12 protein-coding genes are annotated in these 13,587 nt (G+C 37.7%); 5 read left to right on the forward strand and 7 right to left on the reverse strand.

The features are described 5' to 3' along the window. Positions 1-19: 19 nt before the first annotated feature. The 5 genes from QGN23_RS01715 (at position 20) to QGN23_RS01735 (ending at position 7,910) form a co-directional block, all read left to right on the forward strand. Entirely contained in the window at positions 20-997 is a 978-nt protein-coding gene (locus QGN23_RS01715; RefSeq protein WP_282905312.1) for a LamG-like jellyroll fold domain-containing protein, read from the forward strand. Between the two features lie 47 nt (positions 998-1,044). Then, positions 1,045-2,436, forward strand: coding sequence for a glucoamylase family protein (locus tag QGN23_RS01720; RefSeq protein ID WP_282905313.1), 1,392 nt, complete (start codon positions 1,045-1,047; stop codon positions 2,434-2,436). Between the two features lie 35 nt (positions 2,437-2,471). Next, positions 2,472-3,848, forward strand: coding sequence for a glucoamylase family protein (locus tag QGN23_RS01725; RefSeq protein ID WP_396127341.1), 1,377 nt, complete (start codon positions 2,472-2,474; stop codon positions 3,846-3,848). A 113-nt stretch (positions 3,849-3,961) separates the two neighbouring features. Continuing rightward, a complete protein-coding gene (bglX, locus tag QGN23_RS01730) occupies positions 3,962-6,289 on the forward strand; it encodes a beta-glucosidase BglX (protein WP_282905314.1) in 2,328 nt (775 codons plus the stop codon). A gap of 100 nt (positions 6,290-6,389) precedes the next feature. Further along, positions 6,390-7,910 carry an FMN-binding glutamate synthase family protein gene (locus tag QGN23_RS01735; protein ID WP_282905315.1) on the forward strand — a complete coding sequence of 507 codons (1,521 nt, stop codon included), beginning with the start codon at positions 6,390-6,392 and terminating at the stop codon, positions 7,908-7,910. Positions 7,911-8,147: 237 nt separating this feature from the next. On the opposite strand, the gene QGN23_RS01740 is transcribed toward QGN23_RS01735, so the two are convergent. From QGN23_RS01740 to QGN23_RS01770, 7 genes are all read right to left on the reverse strand, one after another. Beyond that, positions 8,148-9,044: an IS3 family transposase gene (locus tag QGN23_RS01740; protein WP_282905316.1), complete on the reverse strand. Its 897-nt coding sequence runs from the start codon at positions 9,042-9,044 to the stop codon at positions 8,148-8,150. 23 nt (positions 9,045-9,067) lie between these two features. Then, complete coding sequence (locus QGN23_RS01745) at positions 9,068-9,334, reverse strand: transposase (RefSeq protein ID WP_133439681.1); 267 nt, start codon at positions 9,332-9,334, stop codon at positions 9,068-9,070. A gap of 422 nt (positions 9,335-9,756) precedes the next feature. Next, the gene (gene rplI, locus QGN23_RS01750) at positions 9,757-10,284 is read right to left on the reverse strand and encodes a 50S ribosomal protein L9 (RefSeq protein WP_282905317.1); all 528 of its coding nucleotides are present in this window, start codon (positions 10,282-10,284) and stop codon (positions 9,757-9,759) included. A 192-nt stretch (positions 10,285-10,476) separates the two neighbouring features. Continuing rightward, on the reverse strand, positions 10,477-10,779 hold the full coding sequence (gene rpsR / locus QGN23_RS01755; protein ID WP_133440260.1) for a 30S ribosomal protein S18: 303 nt from the start codon (positions 10,777-10,779) through the stop codon (positions 10,477-10,479). A gap of 25 nt (positions 10,780-10,804) precedes the next feature. Further along, positions 10,805-11,146 (reverse strand): 30S ribosomal protein S6, encoded by a 342-nt coding sequence (gene rpsF / locus QGN23_RS01760; protein ID WP_282905318.1) that lies wholly within the window; start codon positions 11,144-11,146, stop codon positions 10,805-10,807. Between the two features lie 295 nt (positions 11,147-11,441). Next, positions 11,442-12,194: a polysaccharide deacetylase family protein gene (locus QGN23_RS01765; RefSeq protein ID WP_282905319.1), complete on the reverse strand. Its 753-nt coding sequence runs from the start codon at positions 12,192-12,194 to the stop codon at positions 11,442-11,444. A gap of 407 nt (positions 12,195-12,601) precedes the next feature. Further along, the gene (locus QGN23_RS01770) at positions 12,602-13,567 is read right to left on the reverse strand and encodes an NAD-dependent epimerase/dehydratase family protein (RefSeq protein ID WP_282905320.1); all 966 of its coding nucleotides are present in this window, start codon (positions 13,565-13,567) and stop codon (positions 12,602-12,604) included. Positions 13,568-13,587: the final 20 nt, after the last annotated feature.

Below are 13,587 nucleotides of genomic sequence, written 5' to 3' on the forward strand. Positions count from 1 at the left end.
TTTTCAAAAAATATTGATTATGAAAAATAGAACTTTAATTAAATATATCGGGGTAGCTTTTTTGATGGGTGTCATTACACTGAGTTGTGAAGACAGTATTGACCGTGATAATCTTCCTGTCCCGTACGCAGCCATCGGCGGATATGAAAATTCAGATGATGTTGCTGCTGCCAATCTTATCACCAAACTTAGCTTTGAAGACAATTTGAACGATAAATACAATAATATAACTAATGCTGTTGGGACTTCAGTAGCATATGATTCTGGGATTAAAGGAAAAGCGTACAGCGGTTCTGATTCTCAGAAAAGATATGCCGTTGCCAATATTTCGCCCGCGGTTACCGGACTTAGCGCCTTTACTTTTTCATTTTGGATGAAAAGTGCCAATACGGTAGATCCGGCAACTCCAGGTCAGGGGAAAGGAGCGCAGGGAATTTTTTCAATTGTTCGCCCAACCGAATTTTGGGGTGGAATTAATTTATTTATTGATAACCCGGACAATGCAAACCCAGACCGTATCCGCCTAAAACTTTCTGTGGAAAACGGAAGACCTGCAGTGGACTGGAGAGGGCAAAGCGTGATGATGAATATCGATGGAAGCAAAAATAAATGGATTTATGTTACCGTAACCTATGACCCAGCAACCAGCAAAGTAAGTGCTTATCTCAATGGAGAACCGGCAGCTAATCTAACAGGTTTTCCTTTTGCTCCTGCCGGGGGAATTACAGGTTCTGCGCCATGGTTTGCAAAAGATCCTGGAGGCATCGATAATCCAAATGGTGCTCCTGGTTATGGTGCAATTCAATTGGTTGGGACCAATGGAAAAGTGGTAATAGGAACACACCAGTTTGATACTAATCCTCCTCAAAACAATGGCTCGCCGCAAGACTGGGCAACAAGTTTTGCCGGAATGTTAGATGAATTTAGAATTTATAATATTCCATTGAAAAGTGCAGATGTAAACGCGCTGTACAAATTGGAAAAAGACAACAGATAAACTCATAACAGAGCCATCGTGAGGTGGCTCTTTTGATATAAAATTAAATGAAAAAATCAATCCAATTATTGGCTGTAGCTTTTTTGCTTGTTTCATGCTCGCGTGATTCACCACCAAAAAGTGGCGGAACACCAATTGGCGGCGGCGGTAGTGAACCTCCGATAAATACTGTTTATACCGATCCTCAAATTATCGGAATGACTCAAAAAGACGTTACCAAATATTTTTGGGATTATGCAGAAGCGAATTCGAAATTAGCACGGGAACGTTACCATACCGATAATCCGGGAACAGATGCTTCAGTGATTACTACGGGAGGTTCTGGTTTTGGTTTAATGACCATTCTGGTAGCCATTAAAAATGGTGATGTTCCACGGACAGAAGCCGTTTCCAGATTGACAACTTCTCTTAATTTTTTGCAGAATGCCAACCGTTTTCATGGAGCCTGGCCTCATTGGATTAATGGTAATAATGGAAATGTGATTCCTTTTGGTACAATGGATAATGGAGGTGATTTGGTTGAAACAGCATTTCTTGTTCAAGGGTTAATCTGTGTTCGGGAATATTTTAAAACTTCTACAGATGCACAGGAACTCGCTTTGAGTAAAAAAGCTGATGAACTCTGGAAAGGTGTCGAATGGAATTGGTATACCCAAGGTCAAAACGTTTTGTACTGGCACTGGTCGCCCAATTACGATTTTCAGATGAATCTAAAAATACAGGGTTATGATGAAACTTTAATTACATATATTCTGGCGGCGGCTTCACCCAATTATTCTATTGCTAAAACAGTTTATCAACAGGGTTGGGCAAGAAATGGGAGTATAAAAACTGCCGCATCACAATATGGAATCCCATTGATAGTTAATCATAATGGAGCAAGTGGAACAGTAGGACCAATGTTTTTCTCACACTACTCTTTCCTTGGTTTGGATCCACGCGGACTTTCCGATGAATACGTGAGTTATGGAGATGCTGCAACAAATCATGCAAAAATAATGCATCAGTATGCCATCGAAAATCCTAAAAACTGGATGGGTTACAGTACAAAGAATTGGGGATTAACTGCAAGTTACAGCCGAAACACAGATGGGACAACCGGCTATTCTGCCCATCAGCCGAACAATGATTTAGGAGTGATTTCTCCTACAGCAGCCATTTCCAATATAGCTTATACTCCCGCAGAAAGCATAAGCTATTTAAGGTTTTTGTATAACGAAAATTATGCGAAATATGTTGGTGTAGCAGGTCCATTTGATGCATATTCAGTCCATTATAACTGGGTTACTCCAAGATATTTAGCAATAGATCAGGGAACAATTTCTCCGATGATTGAAAACCATCAGTCAGAGTTCCTTTGGAAATTATTTATGAATGCGCCGGATATTAAGCAGGGATTAATTAAATTGGGGTTTCATTCAAGCAGATATGGATTTTAAAAAAAATTAAAAATTTCGAAATTAATTAGGTATTCATGAAGAAAATTATTCTTATTTCAGCATTTGCCGGTGTGTTGTTAATGTCGTGTGAAAGTACGAAACCAGTTATTAAAGCAACCGAAAATCAGATGATAAACAAATCAGATGAAGCATTGATGAATCAGGTACAGAGAGATGTATTAAAATATTTCTGGGAAGAAGCTGAACCCAACTCCAGGTTAGGACGGGAGCGTTATCATGAGGACAATATTTATCCTCAAAATGATAAAAACGTTATTACTACTGGAGGCTCAGGTTTCGGAATGATGACCATTCTCGTCGGAGTTGAAAGAAAATTTATTCCTCGAAAAGAAGCCGTTCAGCGATTAACGACGATGGCAGATTTTCTGGCAAAATCAGACCGGCATCATGGCGCTTGGTCGCATTGGATTAATGGAGAAACCGGAAAAACAGTTCCATTTGGTAAAAAAGATAATGGTGGTGATTTAGTAGAAACTGCATTTTTAGTTCAGGGAATTATTTCAGTGCGGGAATACTTTAAAAACGGAAATCAGGAAGAAAAAATTCTTGCCCAGAAAATGGATGATCTTTGGAAAGGAGTAGAGTGGAACTGGTACACCAAAGGTGGCGAAAAAACGCTCTATTGGCATTGGTCTCCAACCTATGGTTGGGAAATGAATTTCCCTTTAAAAGGATATGATGAAACTTTAGTAACCTATATTTTAGCCGCCTCTTCACCAACCTATCCAATTGATGCCGAAACCTATTATAAAGGATGGACGAGAAACGGAACTTACACTACCGACAAAACCAAATATGGATTGCCGATGTACGTAAAACATAATGGCGCAGAAGAGTATGGCGGTCCACTTTTCTGGGCGCAATATTCCTATCTCGGATTAGATCCGACTGGTCTTTCTGACCGATATGTTGCCAACTATTTTGATCTTAATAAAAATCAGGTCTTAATTGATTATAAATACTGCGTAGAAAATCCAAAAGGTTGGAAAGGTTACGGACCGAATTACTGGGGACTTTCAGCAGGTTATACGAGAAACAATGATGGTTCTGTAGGTTACACTGCGCATACTCCCATCAATGATTCAGGGGTAATTAATCCTACCGCGGCGCTCAGCAGTTTTCCTTACACGCCAAAAGAATCGATGGATTTTTTAAGATTTTTATATCAGGAAAAACCAGAATTCATTGGCTCTGCAGGTCCCTATGATGCAACTTCAATTAATTATAACGACTGGTTTACGCCAAGATATCTGGCAATTGATCAGGGAACCATTTCGCCAATGATTGAGAATTATAGAACAGGTTTACTATGGAATTTATTTATGAATGCACCTGAAATTAAACAGGGACTGAAAAAACTGGATTTTAAATCAACAAAATACACCTTTTAATTTTTATTTTCTAACGATTGAGACCATAGAAAAAAACATTCTAATCCGAAGTTGTATGAGTAGATGCTCGCTCAAAAAAAATAGAGTAAAGAAATAAACGAAATTTAATTAAAATGAAAAAAATAGTTTTGCTGGCAGCCATGGCACTTTCGTCTTTGGTGATGGCACAGGATATTGTCAATAAACCGGTACAGTCTTTCCAGACCAGTCAGTATAAAGCCAAGAAAAAAGTTTTTGTAGAAAATCTTTTGGCGAAAATGACCTTAGATGAAAAAATCGGTCAACTTAATTTACCGAGTGCCGGAGATTTTACCACCGGACAGGCACAAAATTCCGACATCGGAAAAAAAATTGAAGACGGTTTGGTGGGCGGACTTTTTAATATTAAAGGGGCTGATAAAATCAAAGCCGTTCAGAAAGTTGCCGTTGAAAAAAGCCGTTTAAAAATTCCGCTCATTTTTGGAATGGATGTCATCCATGGATATGAAACAAATTTCCCAATCCCATTAGGATTAGCAGCCTCTTGGGATATGAATTTGATTCAGCAGTCCGCCAGAGTTGCCGCCAAAGAAGCCAGCGCGGATGGTATTTCCTGGACGTTTTCCCCAATGACCGATATATCCCGTGAACCAAGATGGGGAAGGGTTTCTGAAGGATCCGGCGAAGATCCTTACTTAGGAAGTGAAATCGCAAAAGCAATGGTTTATGGTTATCAAGGCAAAGATTTATCACATCATAATACCATCCTGGCGTGTGTGAAGCATTTTGCCTTATATGGCGCTTCTGAAGCGGGTAGAGATTACAATACCGTTGACATGAGTCATCTCAGAATGTTTAATGAATATTTCCCGCCTTATAAAGCGGCAGTAGAAGCCGGCGTAGGCTCTGTAATGGCTTCTTTTAATGAAGTCGACGGAATCCCCGCCACCGGGAACCGATGGCTGCAAACCGAAGTGCTTCGGAATCAGTGGGGTTTTGATGGATTTATTGTCACTGATTATACTGGAATTAATGAAATGGTAGATCACGGCATGGGAGATTTACAACAAGTTTCTGCAATGTCATTGAATGCAGGAATCGATATGGATATGGTGGGCGAAGGATTTTTAAAAACTTTAAAGAAATCCCTGCAGGAAGGAAAGGTGACCCAAGCATCCATCGATCTTGCAGCCAGAAGAATTTTGGAAGCAAAATATGATTTAGGATTGTTTGATGATCCGTACCGATATGGTGACGCAAAATTGGCCGCCAAAGAAGTGTACAGTTTAGAGAATAGAAAGATTGCAAGAAATACGGCCGCACAGTCCATGGTTTTAATGAAGAATGAAAATCAAATTTTACCCCTGAAAAAATCAGGAACTGTGGCTGTCATTGGTCCATTGGTGAATAACGCGCTTAATATGGCCGGGACGTGGAGCGTTGGTGCAAATCACGCCAATTCTGTTTCGTTAGTAAAAGGATTGCAGGATAATTTGGGCAAACAGGTGAAATTTATTTCTGCAAAAGGAGCCAATATCGATTACAGTGAAAAACTAGAAAATATCTACGCTGCCCACGGAAAGTTAACTGACCGGGATTTCCGTTCGAAAGAAGAGCTGCTGAAAGAAGCGGTATCAGTTGCTAATCAGGCAGATGTAATTGTACTTGCCATCGGAGAGTCTGCCGAGATGAGTGGGGAGTCTTCTTCCAGAACAGAAATCGATATTCCTGCTTCTCAGGTCGATTTATTAATGGAGTTAAAGAAAACCGGTAAACCAATTGTAGTCGTTCTTTTCACAGGAAGACCATTGGCTTTAACCAATATAAAAGATATTCCGGAAGCCATTTTAAATGTTTGGTTCCCGGGAACGGAAGCAGGAAATGCCATTACAGATGTTCTTTTTGGAAAAGTAAATCCCTCCGGAAAATTACCGATGACGTTCCCAAGAAGTGTAGGTCAGGTTCCATTGTACTATAATCATAAAAATACCGGACGACCTTTGAGCGCTGAAAAAACAGAAAAATGTGAATACGAGCGATTCCGTTCCAATTTTATGGACGAATGCAATACGCCGCTTTATCCATTTGGTTATGGATTAAGTTATACCCATTTTAATTATTCTGATATTTCGGTTTCTAACGTAAATCCAAAAGGAAATCAAACCATCCAGGCATCAGTTACGGTGACCAACACTGGGAATTATGATGGTGCAGAAGTAGTGCAACTTTACATAAGAGATATTGTTGGCAGCATCACAAGACCTGTGAAAGAATTAAAAGGTTTCCAAAAAATATTTTTAAAGAAAGGGGAAAGTAAAAAAGTAACTTTTAATATCTCTCCCGAAGAGCTGAAATTCTACAACCATTCCTTGAAATATGACTGGGAAGCAGGTGACTTTGATATTATGATCGGTACCGATTCTGAACAGGTGAAAACTGTAAAAATCAACTGGAATAAATAAAATAGAAACTTTCGATAGAACCGTTTTCAAAATTAATGAAAGCGGTTTTTTTTGTCCGTTTATTATTATTATTTTTGGGGCACTAAATAAAAAATTTATAATGAGAGAAAAATTCATTAGGTGGGGATTAGTACTTCTGGTAGTAACATGGGTAATATCTATATTAATTAAAACCCATTATTGGATCCCGATTCTGCTTAGTTGTATTTATATATTGGGGCTTTATAACAGTTTCCAGACCAAACATGCCATTCTTCGTAACTTTCCGGTATTGGGTTATTTCCGGTATTTCTTTGAAGAAATTTCGCCGGAAATGCAGCAATATTTCATCGAAAGAGAAACTGATGGAAAACCTTTTCCAAGAAACGAACGTTCCGCTGCCTACAGAAGAGCAAAAAACATTAGTGATACAGTGCCTTTTGGGACACAACTCGAGATCAATAACAGAAAATACGAAGGAATAAAACATTCGATATACGCCAAATCACCTTCAGAGGAATTGCCAACGGTATTGGTCGGTGGCGATCAGTGTACTCAGAAATACAAAGCATCACTTTTCAATATCTCTGCCATGAGTTTTGGATCATTAAGTGACCGTGCGCAGATGGCCTTGAACAGAGGTGCAAAAAAAGGTGGATTTTACCACAATACCGGTGAAGGGGGAATTTCGCCTTATCACCTGGAAGGTGGTGATTTATGTTGGCAGATCGGAACCGGATATTTCGGTTGTAGAGATGACCACGGTAGATTTTCACCTGAGATTTTTAAGAAAAATGTATCGATTCCGGCGGTGAAAATGATTGAGCTGAAAATTTCTCAAGGAGCAAAACCAGGACACGGTGGAGTACTGCCGGGTTCGAAAAATACGCCCGAAATTGCAGCCATTCGTCACGTACAACCGGGCATGACTATTATTTCTCCACCTTCGCATTCCGCATTTTCTGATGCAGCGGGATTGCTGAGATTTGTGCAGGAATTAAGAGAGCTTTCAGGCGGAAAACCAGTGGGATTCAAATTATGTATCGGCGATACCAAAGAGTTTGAAGATATTTGCGCACAGATGAATGTATTGAAAATTTATCCGGATTTTATTACGGTAGACGGAGCAGAAGGTGGAACAGGAGCCGCCCCACCAGAATTCTCTGATGGAGTAGGAATGCCGTTAGAACCTTCATTAATCTTTGTTAATAGAACTTTGACCAATTTCAATGTTAGAGATAAATTGAAAGTAATCGCAAGTGGAAAAGTATTAACTTCACTTGATATCCTTCGTGCCATTGCGATGGGAGCAGATATGTGTAACAACGCCAGAGGATTTATGTTTGCTTTAGGCTGTATTCAGGCATTGAGATGTAATACCAATACCTGTCCGACCGGAGTCGCGACTCAGGATAAAATGCTTATTAAAGGTTTAGATGTAACCGATAAGAGTGAGCGCGTATATCACTTCCACAAAAATACGTTGCGTACCTGTAATGAGCTTATTGGCGCTGCCGGAAAATCGTCGTATAGTGAAGTTGATGCAAGTATGTTTATGCGCGGAGACGAATTTGAGCATCTTGCCGATTATTACTTCCCGGATATTTTAGGAAATGTAAAAACCCCCGCAGGGAAATATTAAAATTTGTAAAAACAAATAAGTTACTATAAACTAAAAACTTCAGAATTATTTCTGAAGTTTTTTTTTGCTGAACTGATTAATGAAAATAACGAAAGATAACCTAGAGTAATCGACAGATTGTAATTTAAAGTTAATTCCATCCAATATCTTGATCGGTTTTTTAATTTTTATAGAATCTTATTGTCAAAAATTAATGATACAATACATTTATTAAAGCATCTTGTAATCTTCCCTTGTTTAGGCACACTCAAAAGTAGAGTTTTTTGTTAATATTTTATTGTTGTCGTTGTTGAAATTTTGTTGGAATGTGGGAAACTCATTTGCGCTATTTTGATTGAGTTTTCCATATTTCAATAAAAAATCCCGTGGCGTAAGGTATTGTAACGCACTATGCGGTCTCTCATTATTGTACATCCACATCCATATTTCTGCGTAATTTCTCATTTGCCTGATGTTCTCAAAGAGGTAAACACTTAAAAACTCTGTCCGGAACGTTCTGTTAAACCTCTCAATCAATGAGTTTTGTGTAGGTTTCCCTGGTTGAATGAAGCCCAGTTCGATATTTTCTTTGTTGCAATAATCTTTCATCTTTTCTGCAATAAATTCCGGTCCGTTGTCCACTCTTATCTTTTCAGGTTTTCCCCGCCATTCAATTAATTGTTCCAATTGCGAGATTACTTTTGCAGAGGGCAAGCTGCTATCAATAGTGATGTTTAAAATCTCTCTGTTAAAATCGTCAATGATATTAAGGGTTCTCACGCTTTTGCCATTTTCCAAGCTGTCGTGCATAAAATCCATGCTCCAAGTAACGTTCGGATAGATAGGGCGAACCAGTGGTTGTTTTATCCGTGCTGGAAGCCGCTTTTTCCTTTTACTTCGCAAATTTAATCTCATCGACTTATAAATCCGATAAACCCTTTTGTGATTCCATCCAAAGCCTAAGTTTTTCAATCGATTGTGCATCATCCAAAAGCCCCACGTTTGATTAGAATCTGCAAGTAAAATAAGTTCTGCACGGATCTCATCATCTGAACTTTTAAATACCTGACGATAATAATAAACTGAACTTCTTAAACTGAACACTTTGCACGCCTTGCGCAAACTCATGTTATGGATTTCTTTCGAATAATCCACTAACTCACGCTTCTCACAAGGCGTTAGAGCTTTTTTTCGATCACATCTTTTAAGACTACAATCTCCAAAGTTTGCTCAGCTACAATCTTTTTATATTGCGAAAGTTGCTTTTCCATCTCTTTCATTTTTGAAAGTTGCTGAACATCCAATCCACCATATTTGCTCTTCCACTTGTAAAAGGTTGGCTGGCTAATTCCATGCTCCCGGCAAATCTCATTCACCGTTTTTCCTTGATTTTGTTCAGATAATATCTTGATGATCTGAACTTCTGAAAATTTACTGTTTTTCATAGTCTTTCAAATTTAAAAACTATATTTTTAAATGATCCTATTTTTGGGGAAGATTACAATCTGTAATAAATTTTTTCTACCACCAACCAGATAAAAACAAAGCACCAGGGAATTCGCCAAAAGAGCCAAAAATGTCACCGCATAAATCTGGAATTCAATTCATAGTAATCATCTTTAAACTAAAATAAAATGCTCCGTAGGAGGAGAGAGTTCCTTCTGTTTTGCATCACGTATTTTCCTGAACTTACCTTCATTGAAGACCTTATAATTCAGTTCGGTAATATTTAGAGAAATGCATCAACTTTGAAGAGAAAAATCAAAACCAAAGAATATAAATTCACCATTCACTTATCCGCCATTCACCAAAAAAAATCCGCTATCAAATAAATGATAACGGATTTTAATTATTTCAAAAAACTCTCTTATGCTTCTTCAGCTGGAGTTTCTTCTGTTGTAACTGCTTTTGGTTTAGCAACTGGTTTAGGAGCTTCTACGACTGGTGGAGCATCAGAAACGATTTCGAATTCGTAGCTGTATTCCACTTCTCTGTGAAGTCTGATGATTGCAGTAGATTTACCAGTTCTCTTAATATTGTTCCCTGGAATCTTGATGTATTTTTTATCAACCTGTACTCCTACTTTAGATAATTCGTCAGAAAGGTTAGCGTTGTTGATTGAACCAAACAATTTGTCACCGGTACCAACTTTAGTGGCAATAGTGATGGTTGTTTTTTTCAATTGATCTACGATTGCATTTGCAGCCGCAACCAATTTCGCTTCTTCGTCTTTTCTAGCTTCTAAAGTTTCTGCTAAAGCTGCTTTGTTTTTTGGCGTTGCCAAAAGTGCTAATCCTTTTGGTAGCAAGAAGTTTCTTGCATAACCAGGTTTTACACTTACTGTATCAAACTCTAAACCTAAGTTTTCTACGTCTTTTTTTAGGATAATGTCCATTGTTGTTGTCCGTTTTTAATTTTAGAGAAAAGAATAAAGAGTAAAGAAGCAAGATTGTAAAGTCTTTTATCTTTCATCTTTTATCTCATTTCTAAAAATCGTTAGAATTAATTTATAAATCAGCAACAAAAGCTTTAAAAAAGAAACTTAATCAAATTAAGTTTCTCTCTTTATTCTTTTATCTATTTTGTCTTATTTCAAAAGATCCGCTACATAAGGCATCATTGCCAAGTGTCTTGCTCTTTTGATGGCTGCAGATACTTTTCTTTGGTATTTCAAAGAAGTTCCTGTATATCTTCTTGGTAAAATTTTACCTTGCTCGTTTACGAACTGAAGAAGGAAATCTGCATCTTTATAATCTACATGTTTGATTCCGAATTTTTTGAATCTACAGTATTTTTTGTCAGATTTTGTATTAATGTCAAGTGGAGTTAAAAATCTTACTTCAGATTCTCCTCCTGCTGAGGCTTGCTTAGCCATATCATCTATTGCCATGTCTTTTCTTTTTTAAGGGTTAAAATTAAGCTTTCGCAGTTTTCACTTTCGTTCTTCTTTTTACTGCATACTCGATCGCATGTTTGTCAAGTTTTGTAGTCAGGTAACGGATGATTCTCTCGTCACGTTTGAAAGCAAGTTCTAAGTCTGCTACTACAGTACCTTCACCTTTGAATTCGATCAAAGTGTAGAATCCATTCTTTTTTAATTGAATTGGATAGGCTAATTTTTTCAGTCCCCATTTTTCTTTGGCAACGATTTCGCAATTGTGTGAAGTCAATAAGTCTTCAAATTTTTTCACTGCTTCCTCCACCTGTGCGTCAGATAGAACGGGAGTTAAAATGAAAACAGTTTCGTAATTGTTCATAATGTTAATTAATTTTGTTAATTATTTCGAGGTGCAAAAATATAACTTCTTTTTGTAACATGCAAGAAAATGAACGTACTAAAGAAGTTTTTGGAAGTAATTCCGGAAATATTCGAAATACAAACGGTTTTTATTCTAGCCCGGATCGAAACGGCATCCTTTTTTGAGGAGGAACGACGAAAAAAAGATACAGTGAAGAGCCGGACTGAACAGGTAAAAATACCCGGTTTTGTAGCTCCTGATTATTTCCGTAACTCAGCGAGACAGCGTGTTTTTAATTGCCTAAATACGAAGTCTAAAACGCGAAATCTTTCATTCTTGAGTGGGCGAGTTCAGCTTCATTGATCCAGGTTAAAAACGCTTCTAATTTATCCTGTAACTTTTGGCCCGAATTGTATTTTTTAAAAAATGAAATTTCAAATTTATCTTTATCAAAGTCCGTAAACTGCCAGGAATTAAGGTAAAATAAAACAAAGTCATCTTTTTTAATGGTTTCTACCACCATTTTTTCATAATAAGAAAGCGGCATTATTTGAAAAATAAAATCATTGTAAGGGATTTGAGAATACCTGGAAATGCTTTCGTGCAGAATACTCAGCCCATTCTTTTCGATGATAGGAGCTTTTCTCTCAAATCTTTTAAAAGGAAATGCAAAAGAGGTTTCTTCGATTAGGGAAACATAAGTGAACCGCAAATGTAGAATTTCATTCAAATCAAAAGCATTTTCCTTCATCCGAATTCCACGGATTTGCTTTTCAATAAGTTCTTCCGTGTTTTTCTTAATGCGTTCAATTTCCTCTAAACTGGAATCAATATGATAAAAAGAAATTTCATGACCTTCATCGATTATTTTTTTAATCAATGTATCGAGCTGGGGAATAAGTGAGATTTCGATGAAAAAAGTTGCGCGGATTTCTTTGCTTTCCAGGCTTCGCAGAACTGCTTTTGTATTTTGAATTGTGATTTCTAAAAGATCCTGATTCCTCAATCCACCGATGTTTTTAAATGCCCAGTCAGGATTGATAATATTAAAAGTGAGTAAAACCATTGATCAGCAGATTGTTTTGGTGAAAGTATAAAAAAATCTGCAAACTCATCGGAAGAAATACCTTTGACGTTGCAGATTGTTAATTATTATAGAAACGATCTTCGTTTTTTAACCAAATAAACAGAAAAGATCAAAATGTTTAAGTCGGTCAAAAGTTTAAAAAAGAACTGTATTGTTTCAATTTCCGAAGGGATTCTTAATTTTCTTACTACCAAAAATCTGTTGATTTCCCTTAATAAATTAATCAAAAAACAAAATCCGATTTGGGTTATTACAGTAAAAAAACCTTAAGCCTCTTAATTCCTTAATGTTGAAAAATTAATAGTTTTTTCAACAAGAAAGTAACGAACGCCGCATTTTATAAAATTGCCTTTTACAGTTAAAATTCAAATGTTTCTAGTAAATGACTAGTTTTTCGCCAGCTTCACTTTCAGATTTTCCAGCATATCTTTCGTCATTTCGCTGATGCCGTAATCATAAGAAAGTCCCCAGTCTTTTTTCGCCACCGTATCATCGATGGAAGCCGGCCAGGAATCCGCGATCTGCTGACGGAAATCCGGTTGGTAATCAATCGTGAAATCCGGCATTTCTTTCTTGATTTCTTCCGCCAGTTCTTTTGGCGTGAAAGACATTCCTCCTAAATTATATGCGGTATGAACGGTCAGGTTTTCTTTCGGAGCATTCATTAAATCAAGCGTTGCCTTAATTGCGTCATTCATATAAAGCATTGGCATTCCTGTATTTTCAGAAATAAAACTCGTGTATTTTCCTTGTTCTACGGCTTCATAAAAAATTTCTACCGCGTAATCTGTCGTTCCGCCACCAGCAGGAGTTTTCCAGGAAATCAAACCGGGATAACGAATACTTCTTACATCAACTCCGAATTTATTATGGTAATATTCGCACCATTTTTCACCCGCCATTTTCGAAATTCCGTACACGGTCGTCGGATTCAAAACAACATTCTGCCCAACGTTTTCTTTCGGAATTCCTGTGCCGAAAACGGCAATAGAACTTGGCCAGAAAATTTTCTTGAGCAAACCTTCTTTCGCCATTTCACAGAACTGAAGCAAAGGTTCGATATTCAGTTTCCAGGCAAAAAGCGGCTGTTTCTCAGAAGTTCCCGACAGCAAAGATGCCAGGTGATATACTGTAGTGATTTCGTAATCTTTAATAACCTGTCTTACCAATTGTGTATTGGTCACATCCATCCTCTCATAGAATCCCGCGGAAGTCAGGTTTTTATCCCAACGGTCAAGTCCGGAAGCTACCACATTTTCCGCGCCGTGAATTTCAACTAATTTATTCGTAAGTTCGGTGCCGATTTGTCCCAGAGCACCGGTGATAAGTATTTTTTCCGTGTAGGATTCCATATTTAAAGTTTAGATTTCGC

The sequence above is a fragment of the Chryseobacterium gotjawalense genome, assembly GCF_030012525.1.
GTDB lineage: Bacteria > Bacteroidota > Bacteroidia > Flavobacteriales > Weeksellaceae > Kaistella > Kaistella gotjawalense.

What these genes read in the sequence shown, in the direction of transcription:
- QGN23_RS01715 (WP_282905312.1), top strand. Translation starts at nt 20, where the DNA reads ATGAAAAATAGAACTTTAATTAAATATATCGGGGTAGCTTTTTTGATG.
- QGN23_RS01720 (WP_282905313.1), top strand. Translation starts at nt 1,045, where the DNA reads ATGAAAAAATCAATCCAATTATTGGCTGTAGCTTTTTTGCTTGTTTCA.
- QGN23_RS01725 (WP_396127341.1), top strand. Translation starts at nt 2,472, where the DNA reads ATGAAGAAAATTATTCTTATTTCAGCATTTGCCGGTGTGTTGTTAATG.
- bglX (WP_282905314.1), top strand. Translation starts at nt 3,962, where the DNA reads ATGAAAAAAATAGTTTTGCTGGCAGCCATGGCACTTTCGTCTTTGGTG.
- QGN23_RS01735 (WP_282905315.1), top strand. Translation starts at nt 6,390, where the DNA reads ATGAGAGAAAAATTCATTAGGTGGGGATTAGTACTTCTGGTAGTAACA.
- QGN23_RS01745 (WP_133439681.1), bottom strand. Translation starts at nt 9,334, where the DNA reads ATGAAAAACAGTAAATTTTCAGAAGTTCAGATCATCAAGATATTATCT.
- rplI (WP_282905317.1), bottom strand. Translation starts at nt 10,284, where the DNA reads ATGGACATTATCCTAAAAAAAGACGTAGAAAACTTAGGTTTAGAGTTT.
- rpsR (WP_133440260.1), bottom strand. Translation starts at nt 10,779, where the DNA reads ATGGCAATAGATGATATGGCTAAGCAAGCCTCAGCAGGAGGAGAATCT.
- rpsF (WP_282905318.1), bottom strand. Translation starts at nt 11,146, where the DNA reads ATGAACAATTACGAAACTGTTTTCATTTTAACTCCCGTTCTATCTGAC.
- QGN23_RS01765 (WP_282905319.1), bottom strand. Translation starts at nt 12,194, where the DNA reads ATGGTTTTACTCACTTTTAATATTATCAATCCTGACTGGGCATTTAAA.
- QGN23_RS01770 (WP_282905320.1), bottom strand. Translation starts at nt 13,567, where the DNA reads ATGGAATCCTACACGGAAAAAATACTTATCACCGGTGCTCTGGGACAA.